At 66.9% G+C, this 24,928-nt stretch carries 19 protein-coding genes; 4 read left to right on the top strand and 15 right to left on the bottom strand.

Going from position 1 to position 24,928, the window contains the following annotated elements; genetic code table 11:
- Positions 1–68: 68 nt before the first annotated feature.
- The 8 genes from ASE72_RS10440 to rpiA form a co-directional block, all read right to left on the bottom strand.
- Positions 69–251: a hypothetical protein gene (locus ASE72_RS10440; protein ID WP_056020559.1), complete on the bottom strand. Its 183-nt coding sequence runs from the start codon at positions 249–251 to the stop codon at positions 69–71.
- On the bottom strand, positions 251–706 hold the full coding sequence (locus ASE72_RS10435; protein ID WP_056020556.1) for a GreA/GreB family elongation factor: 456 nt from the start codon (positions 704–706) through the stop codon (positions 251–253). The genes ASE72_RS10440 and ASE72_RS10435 overlap by 1 nt, the downstream gene beginning before the upstream one ends.
- Before the next feature lie 4 nt (positions 707–710).
- The gene (locus tag ASE72_RS10430; protein ID WP_056020553.1) at positions 711–1,454 is read right to left on the bottom strand and encodes an HAD-IIB family hydrolase; all 744 of its coding nucleotides are present in this window, start codon (positions 1,452–1,454) and stop codon (positions 711–713) included.
- Complete coding sequence (locus tag ASE72_RS10425; protein ID WP_235532321.1) at positions 1,451–2,260, bottom strand: Cof-type HAD-IIB family hydrolase; 810 nt, start codon at positions 2,258–2,260, stop codon at positions 1,451–1,453. The genes ASE72_RS10430 and ASE72_RS10425 overlap by 4 nt, the downstream gene beginning before the upstream one ends.
- An 8-nt stretch (positions 2,261–2,268) precedes the next feature.
- Complete coding sequence (gene gnd, locus ASE72_RS10420) at positions 2,269–3,252, bottom strand: phosphogluconate dehydrogenase (NAD(+)-dependent, decarboxylating) (RefSeq protein WP_056020548.1); 984 nt, start codon at positions 3,250–3,252, stop codon at positions 2,269–2,271.
- Between the two features lie 52 nt (positions 3,253–3,304).
- Positions 3,305–4,429, bottom strand: coding sequence for a transaldolase (gene tal, locus ASE72_RS10415; RefSeq protein WP_056020544.1), 1,125 nt, complete (start codon positions 4,427–4,429; stop codon positions 3,305–3,307).
- A complete protein-coding gene (gene tkt / locus ASE72_RS10410) occupies positions 4,429–6,519 on the bottom strand; it encodes a transketolase (protein WP_056020541.1) in 2,091 nt (696 codons plus the stop codon). Before tkt ends, tal begins: the two co-directional genes overlap by 1 nt.
- A 68-nt stretch (positions 6,520–6,587) precedes the next feature.
- Positions 6,588–7,262, bottom strand: a complete 675-nt coding sequence (gene rpiA, locus ASE72_RS10405; RefSeq protein WP_056020538.1) for a ribose-5-phosphate isomerase RpiA — start codon at positions 7,260–7,262, stop codon at positions 6,588–6,590.
- Positions 7,263–7,693: 431 nt separating this feature from the next.
- On the opposite strand from rpiA, the gene ASE72_RS10400 reads away from it, so the two are divergent.
- From ASE72_RS10400 to ASE72_RS10390, 3 genes are read left to right on the top strand one after another with little or no spacing between them, the layout of a single operon-like run.
- A complete protein-coding gene (locus tag ASE72_RS10400; protein WP_056020535.1) occupies positions 7,694–8,881 on the top strand; it encodes an efflux RND transporter periplasmic adaptor subunit in 1,188 nt (395 codons plus the stop codon).
- Between the two features lie 6 nt (positions 8,882–8,887).
- On the top strand, positions 8,888–12,163 hold the full coding sequence (locus ASE72_RS10395; RefSeq protein ID WP_056020532.1) for a multidrug efflux RND transporter permease subunit: 3,276 nt from the start codon (positions 8,888–8,890) through the stop codon (positions 12,161–12,163).
- Positions 12,160–13,803, top strand: a complete 1,644-nt coding sequence (locus ASE72_RS10390) for an efflux transporter outer membrane subunit (RefSeq protein ID WP_056020529.1) — start codon at positions 12,160–12,162, stop codon at positions 13,801–13,803. Before ASE72_RS10395 ends, ASE72_RS10390 begins: the two co-directional genes overlap by 4 nt.
- A 110-nt stretch (positions 13,804–13,913) precedes the next feature.
- Here ASE72_RS10390 and ASE72_RS10385 read toward each other — a convergent pair whose 3' ends face one another.
- From ASE72_RS10385 to ASE72_RS10365, 5 genes are all read right to left on the bottom strand, one after another.
- A complete protein-coding gene (locus tag ASE72_RS10385; RefSeq protein ID WP_235532320.1) occupies positions 13,914–14,327 on the bottom strand; it encodes a phasin family protein in 414 nt (137 codons plus the stop codon).
- Positions 14,328–14,413: 86 nt separating this feature from the next.
- A complete protein-coding gene (locus tag ASE72_RS10380; protein ID WP_056020525.1) occupies positions 14,414–15,970 on the bottom strand; it encodes a DHA2 family efflux MFS transporter permease subunit in 1,557 nt (518 codons plus the stop codon).
- Positions 15,970–17,148, bottom strand: a complete 1,179-nt coding sequence (locus tag ASE72_RS10375; protein WP_056020522.1) for an efflux RND transporter periplasmic adaptor subunit — start codon at positions 17,146–17,148, stop codon at positions 15,970–15,972. Before ASE72_RS10375 ends, ASE72_RS10380 begins: the two co-directional genes overlap by 1 nt.
- On the bottom strand, positions 17,145–18,545 hold the full coding sequence (locus tag ASE72_RS10370) for an efflux transporter outer membrane subunit (protein WP_235532319.1): 1,401 nt from the start codon (positions 18,543–18,545) through the stop codon (positions 17,145–17,147). Before ASE72_RS10370 ends, ASE72_RS10375 begins: the two co-directional genes overlap by 4 nt.
- Positions 18,542–19,030, bottom strand: a complete 489-nt coding sequence (locus ASE72_RS10365) for a MarR family winged helix-turn-helix transcriptional regulator (protein ID WP_056020518.1) — start codon at positions 19,028–19,030, stop codon at positions 18,542–18,544. The genes ASE72_RS10370 and ASE72_RS10365 overlap by 4 nt, the downstream gene beginning before the upstream one ends.
- Before the next feature lie 248 nt (positions 19,031–19,278).
- Here ASE72_RS10365 and acnA point away from each other — a divergent pair, with 248 nt between their 5' ends.
- Positions 19,279–21,963 (top strand): aconitate hydratase AcnA, encoded by a 2,685-nt coding sequence (gene acnA, locus ASE72_RS10360; protein WP_056020515.1) that lies wholly within the window; start codon positions 19,279–19,281, stop codon positions 21,961–21,963.
- Between the two features lie 466 nt (positions 21,964–22,429).
- Here the strand turns inward: acnA and mtnP are convergent, their stop codons facing one another.
- Both mtnP and ASE72_RS10350 read right to left on the bottom strand, forming a co-directional pair.
- On the bottom strand, positions 22,430–23,293 hold the full coding sequence (gene mtnP, locus ASE72_RS10355; protein ID WP_056020512.1) for an S-methyl-5'-thioadenosine phosphorylase: 864 nt from the start codon (positions 23,291–23,293) through the stop codon (positions 22,430–22,432).
- Positions 23,290–24,681: an amino acid permease gene (locus tag ASE72_RS10350; RefSeq protein ID WP_056022125.1), complete on the bottom strand. Its 1,392-nt coding sequence runs from the start codon at positions 24,679–24,681 to the stop codon at positions 23,290–23,292. The genes mtnP and ASE72_RS10350 overlap by 4 nt, the downstream gene beginning before the upstream one ends.
- Between the last annotated feature and the right edge of the window lie 247 nt (positions 24,682–24,928).

The raw sequence follows: 24,928 nt of genomic DNA, 5'->3' as shown, positions 1-24,928 counted from the left end.
GGATCCAGAGCCATAAGCGGCGACACTGGCGGCTCTGGATCCTGGATCAAGTCCAGGATGACGAGTGATTACCGCAGCTTCGCAATATTCAGCGAATCTTCCTTCGCGCGCGTCTTCACCGATTCCTCGCTCCGCGTCAGCGCCTTGGCGATCGCCTTCAGCGCCATGCCCTTCTTGGCGAACGTATGCAGCTTCTGGATCTCGTCCTGAGTCCAGGGCTGGCGATGCCGTTCGAATTTCGCCTCAGCCATTACACGATCTCCAGAATGTCGATCGCATCCGCCTTGCCGGCAAACGCGACCGTCTCGCCCACCGCAGCGCCCATCAGTGCGCGCGCGAGCGGGGCCGAAAACGCCAGCCGGTCTTCCCCCGGCTCCGCCTCGTCACCGCCGACGATCGCGATCACCCGCTCGGCCCCGTTCATCCGGATCCGGACACGCGACCCGATCCCGACCTCACCCTCTTCTGGTTCGGGCGCGAGCTCGGCGGTGGTCTGGCGCGTATGCCAGTAGCGCAGGTCACGCAACAGCACCTTGCGTGCTTCCTCGTCGGTCTCGGCCGCGACGGCCGCCTCGATCGCGACCACCTGCTCGCCGATCAGCGCAAGGCCGCGCGCCGTGACCAGATTGGGTCCCGGCGCGATCGGCTGTTCGAACTTCGGTTCGAGATGTTCCTCGTCGCTTTCGCGGCGAAACGCGACGCTCATGCCGTCACTTCAGGCATGCGACGATCCCGGCGATCGCCGCCAGCGTGCCATCGACATTCTTGACCTTCACGACGTCGAGCCCGAGCTGCTCGGCCGGATAGTCGTTACCGCCCGGGAAGATCGCGTCGCCGATGAACATCATCTTGTCGAGCGCGATGCCGCTCGCCTCGTTGAGCTTCTTGAGGCCATACGCCTTGTCGACACCCTCGCGCGTGATGTCGATCGAGGTCGCGCCGCCCATGTTGATCGACAGACCCGGCAGACGCTGGCGCAGATCGGCCTGGATCACCTTGCGCTTGGCGAAGTCGGGATCCCAGCTGTGCTTGGCGTCGATCGGCGCTTCCTGGCCGAGCGCGGAGAAGGTGATCTGGCTGCCGCGATCCTCGATCCGCTCGCCCCAGGTCTGCTCGGGCACGAACCCGGTCGCCTCGAGCGACTCGTCGAACGCCTTGAGGATCTTCTGCTTCTCGTCTTCCTCGAACAGCTCGGCATACACCGCACGCCAGGCGTCGTCGAACCGGTACAGCTTGGTGCCGGTCGTCGGCATCAGCCACAGCTTGGTGCGATCGGCGCGCTCGGGCAGCCGGCTCGCGACCTGCTTTTCGAACTGCGGCCAGTCGCCGCCCGAGATCACCGCGACATGCGCGACCTCGAGCAGGTTCGCCAGCGCCTCGCCCATCGGCTCCTGCAAGGGCTGCTTGCTTTCGGCCAGCGTGCCATCGAGGTCAAAGGCAACCAACTCTTTCATGCGGAAACTCCAGTCAGGATAAACGTGTCGATCGCATGCGCGACACCGTCGGCATCGTTCGCGGTGGTGATTTCGTGCGCGACGTCGCGGACGGACTGCGGCGCATTGCCCATCGCGATCGCCAGCCTGGCCCGCTTGAGCATCGCGATGTCGTTCGCCTGGTCGCCGATCGCCGCGGTCTGCGTCAGGCTGATGCCGAACGCGTCCGCGAGTTCCTCGATCCCGCTGCCCTTGTTGCCCGCGACGGGCGTGATGTCGAGATAATAGGTCTGGCTCTGGACGATCGTCGCCTGCGCCTCGAACTTGGCCGCGACCCTGGCGTGCAGGTCGCGCAGCAGCTCCTCGTCGTCGCTGACGAACGTCACCTTGTCCGCCCTGGCGAGCAGGTCGGTGAAGTCGGCGACGATCACCGGATCCTGCGCCGAGGCCTTGCGCTCGCTGTCCACATGGCTGCCCTGATCGGTGCTGGCATACCAGATGTCGTCGGCGAAGATCCAGGTATCGACCGGCGCGTCACCGATGATCTCCATCGCGCCGCGCACGACGTCGATGTCGACCATGTGATGCTCGATCACCGTGCCGTCGCGCTTGAAGACGATCCCGCCGTTGAACGCGCCCATCGGCTCGTCGATGCCGAGCAGCTCGGCGATCGGCATCATTCCCGAGCGCGGCCGCGCGCTGATGATCGTGAAGCCGAGGCCCGCCGCCTTCAGCCGCTTGACCGCATCGACGGTCGCGGGTGCGACCTTCTTGTCCTTGTCGACAAGCGTGCCATCGACATCGGAGACGAGCAGCTTGATGCTCACTTGCCCGTTCACTGGGGCATCTCGACATGCCCGCCAAAGCCGAAGCGCATCGCCGACAACAGCTTGTCGCCGAACGTGTGGTCGACCCGGCTGCGATAGCGTGCGTAGAGCGCGGCGCTCAGCACGTTGGCGGGCACCTTCTCTTCCATCGCCGCGTCGATCGTCCACTGGCCCTCGCCCGAATCCGCGACGCTGCCGCTGAACCCTTCGAGCGTGCCGTCCTTGGCCAGCGCGATCGCCGACAGGTCGAGCAGCCACGACGAGATCACGCTGCCGCGACGCCACACTTCGGCGACATCGGTCAGGTTGATGTCGAACCGCTGGTCCTCCGCGACATGCTCGCCCGACTTGCCCTTGAGGATGTCGAAGCCCTCGGCATAGGCCTGCATCAGGCCGTATTCGATGCCGTTATGCACCATCTTGACGAAGTGCCCGGCACCCGGAGGGCCGGCGTGGATATAGCCCTTTTCCGCGCGTGGATCGGCCTGCCCCTCGATGCGGCCCGGCGTGCGGACGATCTCGCCCATGCCCGGCGCCAGCGTGTCGAAGATCGGGTCGAGATAGTCGACCGTGGCCTTTTCGCCGCCGATCATCATGCAATAGCCGCGGTCGAGACCCCAGACACCGCCCGACGTGCCGACGTCGACATAGCGGATGCCCTTTTCGGCGAGTTCCTTCGCGCGGCGGACGTCGTCCTTGTAGAAGCTGTTGCCGCCGTCGATGATGATGTCGCCCTCGGCGGCCTTCTCGGCGATCGCCTGGACGGTTTGCTCGGTCGGCTCGCCCGCGGGTACCATCACCCACCAGATCGCCGGCGTGTCGAGCTTGCCGCGCATGTCGTCGAGCGAGTCCGCGCCGATCGCACCGTCCGCCGCGAGCTTCTTCACCGCCTCCGCATCGCGATCGAACGCGACGACCTCATGGCCGTTCTTCATCAACCGGCGCGCGATGTTGCCGCCCATCCGGCCGAGGCCGATCAGTCCGATCTTCATAAGGAAATCCTTGTCTTCTCCCTCTCCCCWSCGGGGAGAGGGAGCATAGGTCTTACGCCGTCGCCGGCTGCTTCTTCGCGATCGACCCGAGCAGATCGTCGAACGCCTTCACGAACGATGCGACGCCCTCTTCGACCAGCGTGCCGGTCACGCCGGTGAGATCGAGCCCGAGCCGCTCGGCTTCCGCCAGCGTGCGCTTGGCCGCATCGACATCCGCAGTGATCGTCTCCGCCGCGGTGCCATGGTCGCGAAACGCGTCCATCGTCTTTGGCGGCATCGTGTTGACCGTGTCACGGCCGATCAGCGTGTCGATGTAGAGCGTGTCAGGATAGCTTGGATCCTTGACCCCGGTCGATGCCCACAACAGCCGCTGCGGCTGCGCGCCCTTGGCCGCCAGCGCCTGCCAGCGATCCGACTTCAGGAATTCCAGATACCATTGATACGCCATCTTCGCGTTGGCGATCGCCACCTTGCCGCGCACGGCCTTTAGCGCATCCGCCTCGGCATCACCCTTTTCGAGCCGTGCATCGATCTGCTTGTCGATCGTCGAATCGATCCGGCTGACGAAGAAGCTCGCGACGCTGGCGATCCGGTCGATCGGCTTGCCCTCGGCGACGCGCTTCTCGAGCCCTGCCGCATAGGCCTCGGCGACGCGGACATAGGCGTCGATCGAGAACAGCAAGGTCACGTTGACGTTGATCCCTTCCGAGATCGCGGTCGAGATCGCCGGGCCGCCCGCGCGCGTCCCCGGGATCTTGATCATCAGGTTCGGCCGGTCGACCGCCGTCCACAGCTTGCGGGCCTCGGCGATCGTCGCGTCGGTATCGTCCGAGATATAGGGCGACACTTCGAGGCTGACATAGCCGTCCTTCGCGGCGAGCTTGTCGTACACGGGCTTCAGCGTCTCCGCCGCCGCCTTGATGTCCTGGATCGCGAGATGCTCGTAGCGGTCGATCGTCGCCGCGCCGGGGTTCTCCTTGTCGAACTCCGCGAGCGTCGAGTCATAGGCGTCGCCATGCCCCATCGCCTTTTCGAAGATCGACGGGTTCGACGTGACACCGGTCAGGCCATCCTCGTCGACCAGCTTCTGGAGACCGCCGGCCTCCAGGAACTTCCGGTCGACGAAATCGAGCCACACCGCCTGGCCGAAGCCTTCGAGGTCGTTGAGCGTGCCCATCACTTCGTCTCCATAACCTGGCGGGCAACCTTGACGACATTGTCGACGGTGAACCCGAACTTGTCCTGCAGTTTGGCGAGCGGCGCCGAGGCACCGAAGGTCGACATCGTCACGGTCGCGCCGTCGAGCCCGACATAGCGGTCCCAGCCGATCGACCCGGCCATCTCGATCGCGACGCGCGCCCGTACGCCTCGCGGCAGCACGCTTTCCTTGTACGCGGCGTCCTGCAGTTCGTAGCGATACCAGCTCGGCATCGACACGACCCGGCTCTTCACGCCGTCCGCGATAAGCTTCTCATGCGCGTCGATCGCGAGCGACACTTCGCTGCCCGTCGCGATAAGGATCACGTCGGGGGTGCCGTCGCAGTCGGCGAGCACATAGCCGCCCTGCTCGACGCCGTCCGCGCTCGCATATTTGGTCCGGTCGAGCGTCGGTAGCGCCTGACGTGACAGGATCAGCGCGGCCGGCGTGCTCGCGTCCTTCAGGACCGCCTTCCACGCCGCGGCAACCTCGTTCGCATCACCGGGACGCAGAGTGTCGAGGCCCGGGATCGCGCGCAGCGTCGCCAGATGCTCGATCGGCTGGTGCGTTGGGCCGTCCTCGCCCACGCCGATCGAGTCGTGCGTGAACACCCAGACCGCGCCGACTTCCATGATCGCCGACAGGCGCACCGGTGCGCGCATGTAGTCGACGAAGACGAGGAAGGTGGAGCCGTAGGAGCGCAGATGCGACAGCGCCATGCCGTTGACGATCGCGCCCATGCCATGTTCGCGAATGCCGAAATGGAAGTTGCGGCCGGCATAGTTGTTCGCCTCGAACGAGGGCTGGCCCTTGATGTCGGTCTTGGTCGACGGCGCGAGATCGGCCGACCCACCGATCAGCCACGGCACCTTGGCGGCGATCGCGTTGAGCACCTTGCCGCCCGAATCGCGGCTGGCGAGACCCTTGGGATCCGCCTCGAACACCGGAATGTCCGCGTCCCAGCCCTCGGGCAGGTCGTCCTTGAGCAGCAGGTCGAGCTCGGCCGACAGCTCGGGGTGTGCACCGCGGTACTTCTCGGTCAGCGCGACCCATTCGTCCCGCAGCTTCGCACCACGGTCCGCGATTGCGCCGTTGAAATGCTCGATCACGCCGTCCGGCACGTAGAACGACTTGTCCTCGGGCCAGCCATAGGCCTGCTTGGTGAGGCGGATATTCTCCTCGCCGAGCGGCTCGCCGTGCGCCTTCTCGCTGCCCGCCTTTGGGCTGCCGTAACCGATCACCGAATGCACGACGATGAAGGTCGGCTTGTCGGTGGTCGCCTTGAACGTCTCGATCGCACGCGACAACGCGGCCGTGTCGTTGGCGTCGTCGACATGGATGACGTTCCAGCCATAGGCATCGAAGCGCAGGCCCACATCCTCGTCGAACGCGAGATCGGTCGCACCCTCGATCGAGATGTGGTTGCTGTCGTAGATCCAGCAGAGATTGCTGAGCTTGAGATGCCCGGCCATGCTGGCGGCCTCGGCGGAGACGCCCTCCATCATGTCGCCGTCACCGCACAGCGCATAGACGTCATGGTCGAACAGCGTGAAGCCGTCCTTGTTGTAGCGCGCGGCGAGCCAGCGCTCGGCGATCGCCATGCCGACCGAATTGCCGCAACCCTGGCCCAGCGGCCCGGTAGTGGTTTCGACGCCCGTCGTGTGGCGATATTCGGGGTGGCCCGGGGTCTTCGACGAGAGCTGGCGGAACTGCTCGATATCCGCGAGGCTCACGGCCTCCTTGCCGGTCTTGTTGCCGTCGGCGTCGATCTCTTCGATCTTGGCGAGGTGGATCAGCGAATAGAGCAGCATCGACGCATGCCCGACCGACAGCACGAAGCGGTCGCGGTTGGGCCAGTCGGCATGCTTCGGATCGTAGCGCAGGAACTTCGACCAGAGCGTATAGCCGACCGGCGCGAGCGCCATCGGCGTGCCGGGGTGGCCCGAATTGGCCTTCTGCACCGCGTCCATCGACAGCGTGCGGATGGTGTCGATCGCGAGACGCTCGGGCGAGCCATCCTCGTGCAGCATGGGGTCCGCCTTGGGGGCAGCGGTTGCGGTATCGGTCATGGAAGAAAGCCTCGCTCTAGACTGACCGAACGCCGCGCATCCGATCTGGTTGCCAAGATAGGGTGCCTTTAGGCGGATGCACCCGAGCGTTCCAGTCGCGTAACGACGCCTTTGGATGCAATATAGGCGGCATCGACCTCGTCGAGGAACAGCCCGTGGCCGAGCACGCCGGGAATCGCCGACAGCGTCGCTGCCAGCACGCGTGGATCGCCGAGCGTCGGGAAATGGCAGTCTGCGACAAGATTGCCCTGATCCGTCCGATACTTGTCCCGAATCACCGGCACCCCGCCGAGATCGGCCAGCACGCGCATCACATAGCCCCGCGCGAAGGGCAGCAGCTCGACCGGCAGCTTTGCCGCGCCGATCCGGTCGACGCGTTTCGAGCCGTCGGCAATAACGACCATCCGTGCCGAGCTTGCGGCGACGATCTTCTCGCGCAGCATCGCCCCGCCCGCACCCTTGATCGCGAAACAGCGCGCGTCGATCTCGTCGGCGCCGTCGATCGTCAGGTCGACGGACGCGATGTCGGCAAAGTCGAGCACCGCGATACCCACCTCCCGCGCCAGCGCGCCGCTCGCCTCGGACGTGACGACCGCGCGGACGTCGAGCCCTGCTGCGACGCGCTCGCCCAGCGCGCGGATCGCAAACGCCGCGGTCGACCCCGTGCCGAGCCCGACCAGCATACCGTCCCGAACCTCCGCCACCGCCGCTATCGCCGCCGCCTGCTTGTCGTCATCGATCATCGTGCGATCCCCCCGCATGGTTGTCAGTGCCCACCCGAGGAACGCACCCCCGGCAACTCTGGATCCTGGCTTGAATTCGACGGGACGGGGCCGCGCCGAGTCGCGCCCGTCCAACCCGCCCGACCGCGCATCCCCCGAATGCGTCATCCCGACGAAAGCGCGTTGCCGGAGCAAAATTGCGCCGCGGTTGACGCCCGTCGCTGCCGCTCGAGAAAAGCGAGCCGCCACCGCACGTTACCGAGCGCCGTCAGCGCCCGCCGACGGCGGAAAAAGCACCGGCAATCAAACAGGTTACTTTCCCTGCCCTATTTTTCACGTCCGCTTTTCAACTGACATACTTCTGGTACATCCGCATGGTTTAGCCGGCCCTCATCTGATCGCGGATACCCCACTTGATAGTCACACGACTTACCCCTCGGCGCTACGCCCTGATGGCACCCGCGCTGATCGCGCTTGCGGCCTGCTCCGGCGGCGGCGACGACGCCGCAAAGGGCAAGGGCAAGGGCGGTCAGCCCGGCCAGGGAACGCCGACCGTCGGCTATGTCGTGATCCAGCCTTCGAGCGTCGCGATGACCACCGAACTCAGCGCACGCACGACCGCGTTCGAAAGCTCGGATGTCCGGCCACAGGTCACCGGGATCATCCGTCGTCGCTTCTTTACCGAAGGGACGCTCGTCCAGAAGGGCCAGCCGCTCTACGAGATCGATCCGCGCCTCTATCGCGCCGCCGCCAACGAGGCCCAGGCGAACCTGCAGAGCGCGCGTGCGAACGAACAGGCGCAGCGCGTCCTCGCCAACCGCTACAAGCCGCTCGCCGAGATGGAGGCGATCAGCCAGCAGGACTATACCAACGCGATCGCCACGTCGCGTCAGGCGACCGCCTCGGTCGCGCAGACACGCGCCGCGCTGGAAACCGCGCAGATCAACCTGAAATTCACGACCGTACCCGCGCCGATCACGGGGCGGATCGGCCGCTCGCTGTTCACCGTCGGCGCGCTGGTGTCCGCGACGCAGACCGACCCGCTCGCGCAGATCCAGCGGCTCGACCCGATGTTCGTCGACATCCAGCAATCGTCGGGCGACCTGCTCGCGCTGCGCCGTTCGCTCGGGCAGAACGGCATCGTCCCGACGCGCGCCGAGGTCCGGCTGAAGCTCGAGGATGGCAGCGATTACGGCGCGACCGGCACGGTCGAGTTCGCCGAGGCGCTGGTCAACACCGAGACCGGCACCGTGACGCTGCGCGCGCGCTTCCCGAACCCGCAAGGCCTGTTGCTGCCCGGCATGTTCGTCCAGGCGCGGTTCGCGCAGGCGATCAACCAGCGCGCGTTCCTCGTCCCCCAGGCGGGCCTGTCGCGCGATGCCAAGGGCAATGCGACCGTCTATGTCGTCGATGCGAACAACAAGGCGGTGCAGAAGAAGGTCAAGGCCGACCGGACGCAGGGCGCGTTCTGGGTCGTGACCAGCGGGCTCAACCCCGGCGACCGCATCATCACGCAGGGCCTGTCGAAGATCGCGCCGAACCAGGGCGTGAAGCCCGTGCCCGAGAATACCGCGCAGCGCATCGAGGCACCCAAGCAAGATTCCTCGGGTGGCGATGCCAGCCAGAAAAAGGCCGGCTAACCCCTCATGATGTCCCGTGTCTTCATCGATCGCCCGATCTTCGCCTGGGTGCTCGCGATCATCGTGATGCTCGGCGGCATCGGCGCGATCATGAGCCTGCCGATCGCGCAATATCCCGACGTCGCGCCGCCGCAGGTGACGATCCGCGCCACCTTCCCGGGTGCCAACGCGCAGACGATCCAGAACAGCGTCACGCAGGTCGTCGAACAGTCGCTGACCGGGATCGACGGGCTGATCTATTTCAGCTCGTCCTCGTCGTCGCGCGGCTCGGTGACGGTCACGGTCACGTTCGAAAAGGGCACCGATCCCGACATCGCGCAGGTCCAGGTCCAGAACCAGGTCCAGCAGACGCTGTCCCGCCTGCCGCAACAGGTTCAGCAGCAGGGCCTCGTCGTCCGCAAGTCGAACCCGGACAATCTGCTGATCGTCGGCGTCTATGACGAGACGGACAAGCTGACGAACCAGGACGTCTCGGACTATCTCGTGTCGAACCTGCAGGATCCGCTCGGCCGTATCCCGGGGATCGGCGACAGCAACGTGTTCGGCGCGCAATATGCGATGCGCATCTGGCTCGACCCGAACAAGCTGGCGAGCTTTCAGCTGATCCCGAGCGACGTCACGACCGCGATCCAGGCGCAGAACGCCGAAGTCGCGGCGGGCGAACTCGGTGGCCAGCCACAGCCCGACACGCAGATGCTCAACGCGACCGTCACCGCGCAGTCGCGCCTCCAGACGCCCGAGCAGTTCGCCAACATCATCCTCAAGACCACCAACGACGGCGCCACCGTCAAGCTGCGCGACGTCGCGCGGATCGAGCTCGGCGCCGAGAACTACAATGCGCGCAGCCGCGTCAACGCGCATCCGGGTGCGGGTATCGCCGTGCTGCTCGCGCCGGGTGCCGACGCGCTCAAGACCGCCGAACTCGTCAAGGCCTATGTCGAGAAGTCGGCGAAGAGCTTCCCGCCAGGGCTAAAATTCGCCTACGCCAACGACACCACCGACTTCATCAAGCTGTCGATTGAAGAGGTCATCAAGACGCTGATCGAGGCGGTGATCCTCGTCGTCATCGTGATGTTCGTGTTCCTGCAGAGCTGGCGCGCGACGTTGATCCCGACGATCGCCGTCCCCGTCGTGCTGCTCGGGACGTTCGGAATCTTCTATCTCGCGGGCTTCTCGATCAACACGCTGACGCTGTTCGGGCTCGTGCTCGCGATCGGCCTGCTCGTCGACGACGCGATCGTCGTCGTCGAGAATGTCGAGCGCCTGATGGAGGAGAATCCCGACATGTCGCCGCGCGAGGCGACGATCGAGTCGATGAACGAGATCACCGTCGCGCTCGTCGCGATCGCGCTCGTGCTGTCGGCGGTGTTCCTGCCGATGGCGTTCTTCGGCGGGTCGACGGGCGTGATCTACCGCCAGTTCTCGCTGACGATGGTGTCGGCGATGATCCTGTCGGTGCTCGTCGCGCTGATCCTGTCGCCGGCCCTCACCGCGACGCTTCTCAAGCAGAAGAAGAAGGACGCCGAGGGCAATCACGAGAAAAGCTGGGGTGAGCGCAAGTTCCCCAAGGTCGCGCACGTCTTCACGCGGGCCGGCGAGAAGTTCAACAGCGGGTTCGACAAGGGTACGCAGAAATATACCAATGCGGTCCAGTCGGTGATCAACCGCAAATGGCTGTTCCTGGTGATCTATGCGGGCACCGTGGCGTTGCTCGCCGTGCTGTTCCTCCGCCTGCCGACGGGCTTCCTGCCGACCGAGGATCAGGGTTCGGGCATCGTCCAGTTCCAGCTTCCCGCGGGCGCGACGCAGGGCCGTACCTTCGCGCTCCAGAAGCAGATCGAGCAATATTACTTCACGCAGGAGAAGGCGAACGTCCGCACGATGTTCACCGTCAGCGGTGGCGGTGGCGGTGGCGCGAGCGGCCAGAACACCGGACAGGGCTTTGTCTCGTTCGCGCCCTGGGACCTGCGCGAGGGCAAGGAGAATACCGCCGAAGCGATCACCGGGCGCGCGTCGAAGGCCTTTGCGGGATTCCGTGATGCCCAGGTCTATTCGCTCGTTCCCCCCGCGGTGCGCGGTCTCGGATCGTCGAACGGCTTCACGATGCAGCTGCAGAATACCGGGAGCCTCACGCAGACCGAATTCAACGCCGCACGGGACAAGCTGCTGGCGCTCGCGCGCGCCGATTCGTCGCTGACCGCGATCCGCCTGACCGAACTGCCCGACGTCGCGACGCTCCGCGTCGACGCGAACCAGCAGAAGCTGTCGACGCTGGGCCTGACGCAGGCGAACGTCAACTCGACGCTGTCGACCGCGTGGGGTGGCCAGTACGTCAACGACTTCATCGATCGCGGCCGCGTCAAGCGCGTCTATGTCCAGGGCGATGCGCAGTTCCGCGCCGAGCCGTCGGACCTTGCGCAATGGTTCGTCCGCGGCGCGAACGGCCAGATGGCCCCCTTCTCGTCGTTCGCGACGACCAGCTGGGGCCAGGCGCCGACGACGCTGTCGCGGTTCAACGGCATCTCGTCCTATGAAATCCAGGGTTCGGGCGCGGCCGGCGTCAGTTCGGGCGACGCGATGGACAAGATCGCGCAGCTCGCCGGCCAGATTCCCGGCACGTCGGTGTCGTGGTCGGGGCTGTCCTATCAGGAACGGCTGTCGTCGGGCCAGGCGCCGATCCTCTACGGCCTGTCGCTGCTGGTCGTGTTCCTCTGCCTCGCCGCGCTGTACGAAAGCTGGTCGATCCCGATCGCGGTGCTGCTCGTCATCCCGCTCGGCCTCGTCGGCGCGATCCTCGCGGTGACGCTGCGCGGGCTCGTCAACGACGTCTATCTGCAGATCGGCCTGCTCACGACGATGGGCCTTGCCGCAAAGAACGCGATCCTGATGATCGAATTCGCCGAGCAGGAGGAAAAGAAGGGCAAGCGCGTCATCGAAGCGGCACTGTCGGCCGCCAAGATCCGTCTCCGCCCGATCCTCATGACGTCGTTCGCGTTCATCCTCGGCGTGCTGCCGCTTGCGCTCTCCACCGGTGCCGGCGCGAACAGCCGCATCGCGATCGGCACCGCGGTGGTCGGCGGGATGCTGACCGCGACGATCCTCGCGATCTTCTACATCCCGCTGTTCTTCGTCCTCGTCCGCCGCGGCGCGCGCGACGGCATCGCCAAGCTGCGCGGTCGTCCGACCGGGTTCCAGGGCGATCATCACGACGACGACGGCGCCCATGACGAGCCGCTTGGCCCGCCCGAACCCCAGGGCCCTCACCGGCCGGAGCCCGCATGATGCGCTCGCTGATCCTGATCCTCACCGCCTCGACCGCGCTGGCGGGCTGTTCGCTCGCGCCGAAATACGCGCGCACCGAATTGCCGGTGCCGCCGTCATGGCCGGTCGGCGACGCGTATCTGCGCCAGTCGGAGGCGGCGCTGCCCGCGATCACCTACCGCGACGTCTTCCGCGATCCGCGCCTCCAGCAGATCATCACGCAGGCGCTCGCGAACAACCGCAATCTGCGCGTCGCCGCGGCAAACATCGCCGCCACGCGCGCGCAATATCGGATCCAGCGCGCCGATCTCTTCCCGCAGATCGATGCGAGCGGTCGGTACAGCTATTCGGGCGGCGGTAACGGCGCACGCAGCACCGCGACGAGCGGTGGGGGCACTGGTACAGGAACCGGCGGCACGGGCACAGGCGGCACGGGCACAGGCGGAACAGGCACAGGCGGAACGGGGACAGGTGGCACGGGGACAGGTGGCACGGGGACCGGCGGGACCGGCACCGGGGGGATCGGAACGGGCGGCACGGGCGCGGGTGGCACCGTCATCAGCTCGTCGAACTCCAACAGCGCGTTTTCGGTCGATCTGGGCACCACCGCGTTCGAGCTCGACCTGTTCGGGCGAATCCGTTCGCTCACCGGAGCCGCGCTCGACCGCTATTTCGCGACCGAGGCCGCGGCGCGCGCGACTCGGCTGACGCTGGTCGGCGACATCGCCGATGCGTGGCTCACCTACGCGTCGGACCAGAGCCTGCTCAAGATCGCGCAGGACACCGTCACGAGCTCGCAGCGCAGCGTCACGCTGACCAACGCACGCCTGCGCGGCGGCGTGTCGCCCCGGACCGACCTCCGCCAGGCCCAGCAGATCCTCTACACCGCGCAGGCCGATCTCGCGGCGCAGCGCACCGCGCTCGCGCAGGATGTCAACGCGCTGCAACTGCTCGTCGGCGCCCCGGTCGACGCTGCGCTGCTCCCCGTGTCGATCGAACAGGCGTTGCCGACGGTCGCGACATTGCCCGCGGGGCTCGACAGCGGCATCCTGCTGCGGCGCCCCGACGTGGTGCAGGCGGAATATGAGCTGCGCGCGACGAACGGCGAGATCGGCGCGGCGCGTGCCCAGCTGTTCCCGCGCATATCGCTCACCGGGCTCGTCGGGTTCGCAAGTACCGCGCTGTCATCGCTGTTCAGCGGTGGCGCGTTCAACTATTCGGTCGCGCCGTCGGTCAGCTACCCGATATTCCAGGCCGGTGCCGGGATCGCCAACGTCGCGTTCACGAGAGCGCAGCGCGACGCCGCGCTCGCGACCTATGAGCTGTCGATCCAGACCGCGTTTCAGGAAACCGCCGATGCGCTGGCACGGCAGGGGACGATCGCGGATCAGCTTCAGGCGAACCAGAATTTCGCCAACGCCGCGCTCGATACGTTCCGCCTGTCCGATGCGCGCTATCGTGGCGGCATCGATACCTTCCTCAACTCGCTCGATGCGCAGCGTTCGCTGTATACGGCGCAGCGCAATCTCGTCGCGACGCAACTCGTCGGCGCCAGCAACCGCGTGACGCTCTATCGCGTGCTAGGCGGCGATTCCACGCTCGAGGCGACGGCATCCGGCCCACAGCCGGTAACGCAGGGCGGCGCACCGCGACCGGAGTAACGGTGCGCGCCGGTCACCGGCTTGCTCCAGTCATTCTGCCACACGGCAGAGTAACCAGAACGGGCGGCTTCGACCCGAAGCCGCCCGCGTAAACGCCCGCCCCGCGGCGATCAGCTCTGCCCGCCGCCCTTCAACGGGGCCACCGCATCGCGACCGAACTGCATGATGAGTTCGCCGATCTCGCGCGCCTGGCTCATGCTGCGCTGACCCTGCGACTGCATGAATGCGCTCTGGATCTTCATCACGTCCGACAGGTCCTTCGCGCTCGCCGCCTCGCGCATCGCCGCGAAGGCCTCGCGTGCGTTCTGCTCGGCCTGGTCGATCATCTTGGCACCGATGGTCGAGCCGGTCTCCGCGATCTTGCGCCCCGATTCCTGCATCGCCTCGCCAGCGCGCTGCGCCGGGTCGGCGACATGTTCGCGGAAATTGGCCTGTGCGGTGTCCGCGCCCTGCTGCATCCGGTCGGACGCCGCCTTCAGCGTATCGGCACCCTTGTCGATCGAAGCCTTGACGTTCTCGGCCATGACAGCGCTCCTCTTGCCTATGTTTGATGCCTTATTGCACCCTCTATCAACCGGCACAAAGGCGGTTGGTTTCATGGGCGGGAGGCCTAGTCCGCCGCGACGTGCCCTTGCATCGGCGACGCGCGCCGCGTGAGCCATACGATCGCGATCAACGCGACGCACAGCCATGCCGACAACCGGAACAGATCGGTCGACGCCAGCAGATAGGCCTGCCCGACCATCTGCCGCGTGATCGCGCCCGCCGCCTGGACGTCGCTCATCCCCATCCGGCCCAGCGTGTCGCGCGCCACCTGCAACGGCATGCCCGACCCGACCGCCTCGCTCATCCGGCTCTGGTGGAGCGCCTCGCGCCGATCCCAGGCGGTGGTGATGATCGATGCGGCAAAACTGCCCGCGACGATCCGCGCGAAGTTCGACATTCCCGTCGCCGACGGCAGCCGCTCGCCCGGGATCCGGTCGAGCGAGATCGTCAGCATCGCCAGGAAGAAGGTGCTCATCGCGATCCCCTGCACCATCATCGGCACCATCAGGTCCCAGGTGCTCGCGGTCGTCGTGAACCCCGATCGCAGATAATAGGAATAACCGAACGACGCGAACGCGACCGTCGCGAGCAGCCGCGCATCGATCCGCCCCGCGAGTCGTGCCATCAGCGGCGTCAACAGCACCGCGACGACGCCGCTGGGCGCCGCGACCAGACCCGCCCATGTGGCAGTATAGCCCATCTGCGTCTGCAGCCAGAGCGGCAGGATCAGGATGTTGGCGAAGAACACCGCATAGCCGAGGCAGAAGGCGAGATTGCCGAGCGCGAAGTTGCGGCTCCTGAACAGCGACAGGTCGACCGCCGGGTTCGCGGCGGTCACCTCCCAGATGATCCAGGCGACGAACCCGGTCAGCGCGACCGCCGCCATGACGACGATCCGCGTCGACTGGAACCAGTCGTCGTTCTTGCCGAGATCGAGCATGATCTGGAGCGCGCCGACCCACAGCACCAGCAGGATCAGCCCCCCGGTGTCGATCGGCAGCTTGCGCGTCGGCGTCTCGCGGTCCTTGAGCCCGCGCCAGCAGAAGAACGCGACGAACACGCCGAACGGCACGTTGATCAGGAAAATCCAGCTCCAGTGATAATTGTCGGAAATATACCCACCGAGGATCGGTCCCATGATCGGCGCGACGAGCGTCGTCATCGACCAGATGCCAAGCGCGGTGGACCGCTTCTCGGGCGGGAAGACCGAGATCAGCAACGCCTGGCTTCCCGGCATCATCGGCCCCGAGAAACCGCCCTGGAGGATCCGGAACGCGATCAGCGAGGGCAGGCTCCACGCGATCCCGCACAGGAACGACGCCAGCGTGAACAGCATGACCGAGACGCAGAACGTCCTGACCACCCCGAACCGCCCCATCAGCCACCCGGTCAGCGGCACCGCGATGCCGTTGGCGACCGCGAATGCCGTGACGACCCACGTCGAATTGTCCGCGCTGACGCCCAGATTGCCCGCGATCGTCGGTAGCGAGACGTTGGCGATCGTCGTGTCGAGCACCATCATGAACGTCCCGAGCGCGAGCGCGAACGCTACCAGCGCGAGCTTTCCCCCCGTCAGCGGGGCGGGTCCCGCGCCCGTTCCGCCCGCTGCGGGCGCCGCCATCAGCGGTTCGCCGCGATGATCTGACGGATCTTCGCCTCGACCTTCGCATCGTTCGCGTCAGTCGACGCCTGCGCGAACGTCCGTCGCGCCGGCCGGCCGATTCGCGTCCCCGACACGTCGGCGGTATCGACGATGGTCGTCACCGACAGCCCGACGCGCAGCGGATTGGCGTTCAGCTCACGCGCATCGAGCGCGATCCGTACCGGGACGCGCTGGACGATCTTGATCCAGTTGCCACTGGCATTCTGCGGGGGGAGCAGCGCGAACGCATTCCCGCTCCCCGCGCCCAGACCGACGACGCGCCCGTGATAGACGATGTCGTCGCCATACATGTCCGCGGTCACCGTTGCCGGCTGGCCGATCCGGAGGTCCTTGAGCTGCGTCTCGCGGAAATTCGCGTCGACCCAGACACGGTCGAGCGGCACGACCGCGAGCAGCGGCATCCCCGCCTGGACCTGCTGCCCCAGCTGGACCGTACGCTGCGCGACGACGCCGTCGATCGGTGCGGTGATGTGCATGTGGTTGCGCGTGATCGCGGCGCGGCGATAGGCGGCGATCGCCGACAGGACCGCAGGATTGTTCGACACCGTCGTCCCCGACACGCTGTTGCGCGACTGCGCCTGCTGGCTGCGTGCGAGCGCGAGATTGGCCTGCGCGACCTTCACCGCATCCGCGGCATGGCTGAGTTCCTCGCCCGAGATCGCCCCCTCGGCCGCCGCCCCGCGCCGCCGCTGCAGGTCGCTCTGTGTCCGCGTCAGCTCGGCCTGCGCCTGCACCACGGCTGCGCCGGTCTCGTTGACCTTCGAGAAGTCGGACCGCGTCGCGCGCACCGCCTGCGCGAGCTGCGCCTCGGCGGATACCAGCCCGACATCCGCCGCCGCCGCATCGAGATCGATCAGCGGCGCGCCGGCCTTCACCAGCTGCGTATTGTCGGCGTGAATGCCGATCACCTGCCCCGGATCGCGCGCGGTGATCGACACCACGTCGCCGGCGACATAGGCGTCGTCGGTCTCCTCCTCGGGCTTCGCCAGCAGGAAATGGAAGACGGCCCAGACGATCAGCGCGATCGCCACGACGATGCCGAGGACGGTCAGCCAGCGCTTGCGCGCCTTCGGGTTACCCGCGGGATCTGGCGAAGCGGGCGTGCCCGTCTGCGAATCCGTCTGCGTGTCGGTCATCGAATCGGGTCCTGCGAAGAATCGAAACCGCCCCCCAGCGCGAGCACCAGCGCGATCCGCTGTTGCGCCGCGTCGGCGGCGAGATTGGCGTCGGCCTGTTCGGCCTCGAGCGTCCGCACGTCGTTGTCGACGAGGTCGAGCCGGCTATCGAGGCCGCTCGACACGCGGATCGCGTTGAGACGCCCCGTCTCGGCAAACCCCCGCACGACCTCACGCTGGCGAACGCGGTCCGCCTCGATCGCGCCAATCCGCGCGAGCGCGTCGGCGGCTTCGCGGACCGCGCCGACGATCCGGTCGTTATAATCGGCGGTCGCGGCGTCGAGCAGCGCGGTCGAGCCGGCGAGCTCGGCCTTCAACCGGCCATTGTCGAACAGGGGCAGATGCAGCGCGGGCCCTGCCCCCGCCGTTCCCGCATCGAGCGATACCAGATTGCCAAGCCCGACCGCCTGGAACCCCGCCATCGCCGCCAGATTGACGTTGGGATAAAAGGCGCGACGCGCCACCTGGCGCCCCGCCGCCGCCGCCTCGATCCGCGCCTGCGCCGCGGCGATATCGGCGCGACGGGCGAGCAGGTCCGCCGGCACTGCGCGCGGCAACGGCAAGGCGGCATCGAGCCGGATCGCGGTCGGCCCGATCGTCGCGGGATAATCCACGCCGCGCCCCGCAAGCGCCGCCAGCGCGGTCTTCGCCAGCACTTGCGCGGCCTGCGATCGCAGCAGCGCCTGTCGCGCCTGCGCCAGCAGCGTCGCGGCCGCCTGCGCCTCGAGCTTGCTCGACAGGTTGTTACGGATTCGCACGTTGACCAGCCGGAGCGAGTTTTCGCGCGTGGCGATCGTCCGCTGGGCGATCCCGGCCTGCATTTCGGCGCGCGCCATGTCGACATAGGTCTGGACCACCGCCCCCGACAAAGTAAGCCGCGCGGCAGCGACGTCGAGCGCCGCCGCCCGAACCGACGCCCGCGCACCCTCGATCGCAGCCTTCTGGCGCCCGAACAGGTCGAGGTTCCAGCTCAGGTTCGCGGCCGTCGACCCGATGAACCGCGTCGACCCGGCAAAGGGGGGCGGGATCGTGTAGCGCCCGCTCAGCCGCGCAACCTGCTCCGATGCATCGAGCGTGACGTTCGGTCCGTTCTCGGCGTCGCGTGTCGCCAGCACCGCGCGCGCCTGCGCCACACGTGCCAGCGCCGCGTCGAGCGACGGATTGCCCGCAACCGCATCACCGACGAGCCGGTCGAGCTGCGGATCACCAAAGCCGCGCCACCAGTCCGCCGCGATCGTCGGTGCCGGGGTAGCGGACAGCCCCAGCGCCGGCGCCGCGAGCGGCGTGACGAGCGGCTTCGACTCAGGCACCGCGCACCCTGCCATCAGCCCCGCGGCGATGAGGACCGCGCGCGTCACGCGGACTGGCCGCCGCCGCCCGCGCGCCCGTCGACCGCATCCGCCTCCATCGTCGCGCGCAGCTTCTGCATCAGGCTGATCAGCGTCGTCACTTCGTCGGGCTTCCAGTCCTTCAGCCACCGGTTCCACCGCTCGATCACCCGGTCGCGACAGCGCAACGCGACGACACGCCCGGCGTCGGTCAGCGCGAGGTGGACGATCCGCCGATCCTCGACGCTGCGCGTCCGCGCTACCCAGCCATTATTTTCGAGCGTATCGACCAGCCTGGTCATCGCCCCCTTGTCGTGTGCCATGTCGCGCGCCAGCGTCGCGCACGTATTTCCGCGTCCGAACCAGATCGCGATCATCGCCGACCACTGCGTGTGCGTCAGCCCCTCCTCGACGAACAGCGGCTCGAGCGACTGGCCGCCCATCTGATGGATCTGCCGACCGAGGAATCCGATCGAACAGTCGGGCGCAAAGTCCTGTACGGAATAAAAGTCCATAAAGTTGCTTTAGCAACCACTGCTCAAGCATAAAAATGACAAATCGTTCATGTCGCCGTGCCTCGCCGGCGGCGAATTGGCCTTGCGAAACCGCAGGATCGGCGAAACCCGCCCTTCCCCCGCTCGCCCCCCCTTGCTAAGGCCCGCGCAGTAACCGCATTCAGGTCGGTCCCCTACGCGCCCCCGCGGTCCCATAGGCCGCTTTCCCCTCGGCGCCCGGCGGCCCGACGCCCACGGGAAGGACCCCTATGACTGCCATCGGCCAGGACACCCTAAAGACCCGCACGAGCCTCTCCACCGGCGGCAAGTCGTATGACTATTACAGCCTTGCCAAGGCCTCCGAGCAGCTCGGCGACATCAGCCGCCTGCCCTTCTCGATGAAGGTGCTGCTCGAGAACCTGCTGCGCTTCGAGGACGGCGTGACCGTCACGCGCGACGACATCCAGGCGATCGTCGACTGGCAGAAGGAGCGTCGCAGCGACCGCGAGATCCAGTATCGCCCGGCGCGCGTGCTGATGCAGGATTTCACCGGCGTGCCCTGCGTCGTCGATCTCGCCGCGATGCGCGATGCGATGACCAAGCTCGGCGGCAACCCCGAGAAGATCAACCCGCAGGTTCCCGTCCACCTCGTCATCGATCACTCGGTGATGGTCGACGAGTTCGGCACGCCCAAGGCGTTCGAGGATAACGTCGATCTCGAGTACGAGCGCAACATCGAGCGCTACGAGTTCCTGAAGTGGGGCAGCAAGGCGCTCGACAATTTCCAGGTCGTCCCCCCCGGCACCGGCATCTGCCACCAGGTGAACCTTGAATATATCGGTCAGGCCGTCTGGTCGTCGGCATCGTCGGGTGACCACGGCGACGGCACGATGATCGCCTATCCGGACACGCTGGTCGGCACCGACAGCCACACGACGATGATCAACGGCCTGGGCGTGCTCGGCTGGGGCGTCGGCGGGATCGAGGCCGAGGCCGCGATGCTCGGCCAGCCCGTGTCGATGCTGATCCCCGAAGTCGTCGGCTTCAAGCTGCTCGGCAAGCTCAACGAGGGCATCACCGCCACCGATCTCGTCCTCACCGTCACGCAGATGCTGCGCGCCAAGGGCGTGGTCGGCCGCTTCGTCGAGTTCTTCGGCCCCGGCCTGTCGTCGATGACGCTCGCCGATCGCGCGACGATCGCCAACATGGCGCCCGAATATGGCGCGACCTGCGGCTTCTTCCCGATCGACGACAAGACGCTCGACTACATGCGCCTCACCGCGCGCTCCGACGAGAATGTCGAGCTGGTCGAGGCCTATGCCAAGGCGAACGGCTTCTGGCGCGACGAGAATGCCGAGGACCCCGTCTTCACCGACACGCTCGAGCTCGACATGGGGTCGGTCGTCGCGTCGCTCGCCGGCCCGAAGCGCCCACAGGACCGCGTCAGCCTCAACAAGGTCGACGAGGTGTTCAACAGCGACCTCCACAAGCTGTACCACAAGGAACAGCCCGCGCGCGTCGCGGTCGAGGGGCGCGAGCATGACATCGGCGACGGCGACGTCGTGATCGCCGCGATCACCAGCTGCACCAATACGTCGAACCCGTCGGTGCTGGTCGCCGCCGGCCTCGTCGCGCGCAAGGCGAACGCTCTGGGTCTCAAGTCGAAGCCCTGGGTGAAGACCTCGCTGGCGCCGGGTTCGCAGGTCGTCACCGACTATCTGGACAAGGCTGGCCTTACCGCCGACCTGAACGCGCTCGGCTTCAACCTTGTCGGCTATGGCTGCACGACCTGCATCGGCAATTCGGGCCCGCTGGCGCCGGCGATCTCGTCGGCGATCAACGAGAACGACCTCGTCGCGGCCTCGGTCCTCTCGGGCAACCGCAACTTCGAGGGCCGCGTCTCGCCCGACGTACGCGCCAACTTCCTGGCCAGCCCGCCGCTCGTCGTCGCCTATGCGATCAAGGGCACCGTCACGACCGACATGATCGAGACGCCGCTGGGTCAGGGCACCGACGGCCAGGACGTGTATCTGCGCGACATCTGGCCGACCAACGAGGAAGTCCGCAGCACGATGGACGCCAACATCGACGCGTCGATGTTCGGTGCGCGTTACGGCGACGTCTATGCGGGCGATTCGAAGTGGCGCGGGATCGACGTCACGGGGTCGGACACCTACGCCTGGCGCGCAGGGTCGACCTATGTCGCCAACCCGCCCTATTTCGAGGGCCTCAGCATGACGCCGTCGCCGGTGCAGGACATCATCGACGCCAAGCCTCTCGCGATCCTCGGCGATTCGATCACCACCGATCACATCTCGCCCGCAGGCTCGATCAAGGCGGACAGCCCCGCCGGCCGCTTCCTTCAGGAGCATCAGGTCAGCAAGGCCGACTTCAACAGCTATGGCGCACGCCGCGGCAACCATGACGTCATGATGCGCGGCACCTTCGCCAACATCCGCATCAAGAACGAGATGGTCCCCGGCGTCGAAGGCGGCATGTCGAAGTATGACGGCGAGGTCATGGCGATCTACGACGCCGCGATGCGCTTCAAGCAGGACGGCACGCCGCTCGTGATCGTCGCGGGCAAGGAATATGGCACCGGCTCGTCGCGCGACTGGGCGGCCAAGGGCACCAACCTGCTCGGCGTCCGCGCGGTCATCACCGAGAGCTTCGAGCGTATCCACCGTTCGAACCTGGTCGGCATGGGCGTTCTGCCGCTGCAGTTCGCCGAAGGCACCGATCGCAAGACGCTCGGCCTCGACGGGTCGGAGACGTTCACGATCCTCGACGTGGCGAGCATCCGCCCGCGTCAGGACGTGACCGTGAAGATGACCCGCGCCGACGGCACGAGCGAGACCTTCGAGACCAAGTGCCGGATCGATACCGTCAATGAGCTGGAATATTTCCTCAACGGCGGCATCCTGCAGTACGTTCTGCGCAAGCTGGCCGCGTAAGCGACTGACGTCGTCCCGGAGCGATCCGGGGCGACGGCTTCGCCTTCAGCTACCCGAGCTACCGTCATCCCAGCGAAGGCCGGGATATCCCCGTGAGGCGCATGTCGCCCATCACGAGGAATATCCCGGCCTTCGCTGGGATGACGTATTTCGGATCAGGAAGAGTGGTGGACGCCGCGTCGCGGTCGCGACCCCGAAAAGGCGGGGCGACCATGACAGTCGCCCCGTAGTTCAGGGAGGGAACCGGGACAGGGGAGGCCCGGTCATGTCGCCGTCCACAGGGGGAAGAGGGAGCGGCGACGCCCCTCCATCGCGCCGATATGTTGCACGAATGTGTCGGCCGCGACGAATGACAATAATTTTACAAAAAATTGCCCGCCGAGCCTGCATCCGTCAGGCTGGCGTGCGTCGCGGATGAGGGGCCGATACGTCACGTGCGGTACGCCGCCGCGACGTCGCCGCGAGGCTAAAGCGCGCGGCCTGCCACAGCGTCCAGCTTTGCGACGAGCGCCGGATCCCGCGCATCCCGCGCGGTGATGATCGCGCTGTCGAGACACGTATCGATCGGCGACGCCTCGCGCTCCGCCGGCAGCGCGCGCAACAACGCCATCACCATCGCGCGCGCCTTGGCCGCATTCGCGCCGAGCTGCGCAACGACTTGCGCGACATCGACCCCCGCCTCGCCCTCGCGCCAGCTATCATAGTCCGTCACCATGCCGACCAGCGCGTAAGGCAGCTCCGCCTCGCGCGCGAGCTTCGCCTCGGGCATCGCGGTCATGCCGATCACGTCGCACCCCCATTGGCGGTACAGCCGGCTCTCCGCACGCGTCGAGAATTGCGGGCCCTCCATCCCGAGGTAGGTGCCGCGGTCATCGACCGCTGCCCCCGCGTCACGCGCGGCGTCGGCGGCGTAGCGGGACAGGCGCGGACACACCGGGTCCGCCATCGACACATGCGCCACCAGTCCGGTTCCGAAGAAGCTCGACGGCCGTCCCTTGGTGCGATCGATGAATTGGTCGACGATCGTGAAGCTCCCCGGCGGGCGCGCCTCGACGAGCGAGCCGACCGAAGACACCGCCAGCACGTCGGTCACCCCCAGCCGCTTCAGCGCATCGATATTCGCACGCGCATTGAGCTCGGACGGCGCGATCCGGTGCCCGCGTCCATGCCGCGGCAGGAACGCGACCCCGACAGGCCCGACGCGCCCGGTATAGATCGCGTCCGATGGCGCGCCCCACGGCGTCTCCACCGTCTGCCAGCGCCCGTCCTCGATCCCCTCGACCCCGTACAGCCCCGAACCACCGATGATCCCGATCGTCCAGCCACTCATTCAGCAAGCGCCCGTGGCCGGGCGTAGACGAAGTAGATCACCAGCCCGAGCAGGTTCCACAGCCCGAAATACAGCTGCGTCTTCGAAGGCAGGCTGAAGAATAGGTACAGGCAGCCGAGAATGCCGACGATGCCCACAAGCGTCGCGGCCGGCGCACGGAAGGTGCGGATCGCATCGGGCGCACGGCGGCGCATCACCAGCATACACGCGCACACCGCGACGAACGCGGCGAGCGTCCCTGCATTCGCAAGCGCGGCGATCTCGGCGAGCGGCAGCAGCCCCGCGATCACCGCGACGATCGCCGCGGTGATCCAGGTGATCCGCACCGGCGCGCCGCGCTTCGACACCTTGGCGAGGCCCAGCGGCAACAACCCGTCGCGCGCCATGGTGAAGAAGATCCGGCTCTGCCCGAACAGGAAGGCGAGCAGCACGGTCGGCAATGCGACGACCGCGGAGGCGCCGAGGAACGTCGCGAACCCCGGCCGCCCGATCTCGCGCAGGATCAGCGCGAGTGGCTCGGCAGAGCCGGCGAACCGCGTGTAGGACAGCGCACCGACGGCTGCGACCGCGACGAGGATGTAGATCGCGATGCACGCCACCATCGACCCGAGGATGCCGATCGCCAGGTCGCGGCCGGGGTTCTTGGTCTCCTCCGCCGCGGTCGAGATCGCGTCGAACCCGTAGAAGGCGAAGAAGATGATCGCCGCCGCCGCCATGACGCCGCGCTCGGCGCCATCGGGCGCGACTGCCTTGGGGAAGCCATAGGGCATGAACGGGTGCAGGTTCGCGGCGTTGAAATAGTGCAGCGCGATGAACACGAAGACGGTGAGCGCGATCATCTTCACGCCGACCAGCACCGCGTTCAGCGTCGCGCTCTCGCGCGTCCCGAACGACAGCACGCCCGCGACGACCGCGATGATGACGATCGCCGGCACGTTGAGGATCCCGCCAAGCTCGGGGCTGAGCGTCAGCGCCTCGGGAAACCCGAACGCGCCGCGCAGCAACGGCGCGGCATAGCCCGACCAGCCGACCGCGACGGTCGACACCACCAGCGAATATTCGAGGATGAGGCTCCAACCGATTACCCAGGCGATCAGCTCGCCGAGCACGACATAGCTGTACGTATAGGCGCTGCCCGACGCAGGGATCATCGTCGCCATCTCGGCATAGGCGAGCGCGGCGCAGGCACAGATCCCGCCGGCGATGACGAACGACAGGATGACCGCCGGGCCCGCCAGACCCGCCCCCACGCCGATCAGCGTCAGGATGCCGGTGCCGACGATCCCGCCCACGCCCATCGCGACCAGATGCGGCCACGACAGCGTCCGCGCGAGCTGATGCTCGGGCGGCTGCTCGGTGACGATTTTTCGGCGAAACAGACTGGCCACGTAGATCCCCTCGTCAATCTGGACGCGGATCATTCCGTTCGGTCCAGCGCGCCACCCCGGCGCACGGCCGGGGTCCAGTTGGCGCCGCCCTTGTAGCGAGGTCCGTCCCGTCGGCAACCTTTGCCCGGTCGGGCGGCCGCATGACGGTAACGCCCCCAACCCCCTACCGTCATTCCCGCGCAGGCGGGAATCCAGACTGGCTGAGCTCGCGATCGATCACCACAGTCTGCCGCTATGGATCCCCGCC

The sequence above is a fragment of the Sphingomonas sp. Leaf20 genome (assembly GCF_001421535.1).
Lineage (GTDB): Bacteria > Pseudomonadota > Alphaproteobacteria > Sphingomonadales > Sphingomonadaceae > Sphingomonas.
Note: the sequence above shows the minus strand (reverse complement) of the source record. Positions and strands in the feature narration are given on the sequence as shown.

What these genes read in the sequence shown, in the direction of transcription:
- ASE72_RS10440 (WP_056020559.1), bottom strand. Translation starts at nt 251, where the DNA reads ATGGCTGAGGCGAAATTCGAACGGCATCGCCAGCCCTGGACTCAGGAC.
- ASE72_RS10435 (WP_056020556.1), bottom strand. Translation starts at nt 706, where the DNA reads ATGAGCGTCGCGTTTCGCCGCGAAAGCGACGAGGAACATCTCGAACCG.
- ASE72_RS10430 (WP_056020553.1), bottom strand. Translation starts at nt 1,454, where the DNA reads ATGAAAGAGTTGGTTGCCTTTGACCTCGATGGCACGCTGGCCGAAAGC.
- gnd (WP_056020548.1), bottom strand. Translation starts at nt 3,252, where the DNA reads ATGAAGATCGGACTGATCGGCCTCGGCCGGATGGGCGGCAACATCGCG.
- tal (WP_056020544.1), bottom strand. Translation starts at nt 4,429, where the DNA reads ATGGGCACGCTCAACGACCTCGAAGGCTTCGGCCAGGCGGTGTGGCTC.
- tkt (WP_056020541.1), bottom strand. Translation starts at nt 6,519, where the DNA reads ATGACCGATACCGCAACCGCTGCCCCCAAGGCGGACCCCATGCTGCAC.
- rpiA (WP_056020538.1), bottom strand. Translation starts at nt 7,262, where the DNA reads ATGATCGATGACGACAAGCAGGCGGCGGCGATAGCGGCGGTGGCGGAG.
- ASE72_RS10400 (WP_056020535.1), top strand. Translation starts at nt 7,694, where the DNA reads ATGGCACCCGCGCTGATCGCGCTTGCGGCCTGCTCCGGCGGCGGCGAC.
- ASE72_RS10395 (WP_056020532.1), top strand. Translation starts at nt 8,888, where the DNA reads ATGATGTCCCGTGTCTTCATCGATCGCCCGATCTTCGCCTGGGTGCTC.
- ASE72_RS10390 (WP_056020529.1), top strand. Translation starts at nt 12,160, where the DNA reads ATGATGCGCTCGCTGATCCTGATCCTCACCGCCTCGACCGCGCTGGCG.
- ASE72_RS10385 (WP_235532320.1), bottom strand. Translation starts at nt 14,327, where the DNA reads ATGGCCGAGAACGTCAAGGCTTCGATCGACAAGGGTGCCGATACGCTG.
- ASE72_RS10380 (WP_056020525.1), bottom strand. Translation starts at nt 15,970, where the DNA reads ATGGCGGCGCCCGCAGCGGGCGGAACGGGCGCGGGACCCGCCCCGCTG.
- ASE72_RS10375 (WP_056020522.1), bottom strand. Translation starts at nt 17,148, where the DNA reads ATGACCGACACGCAGACGGATTCGCAGACGGGCACGCCCGCTTCGCCA.
- ASE72_RS10365 (WP_056020518.1), bottom strand. Translation starts at nt 19,030, where the DNA reads ATGGACTTTTATTCCGTACAGGACTTTGCGCCCGACTGTTCGATCGGA.
- acnA (WP_056020515.1), top strand. Translation starts at nt 19,279, where the DNA reads ATGACTGCCATCGGCCAGGACACCCTAAAGACCCGCACGAGCCTCTCC.
- mtnP (WP_056020512.1), bottom strand. Translation starts at nt 23,293, where the DNA reads ATGAGTGGCTGGACGATCGGGATCATCGGTGGTTCGGGGCTGTACGGG.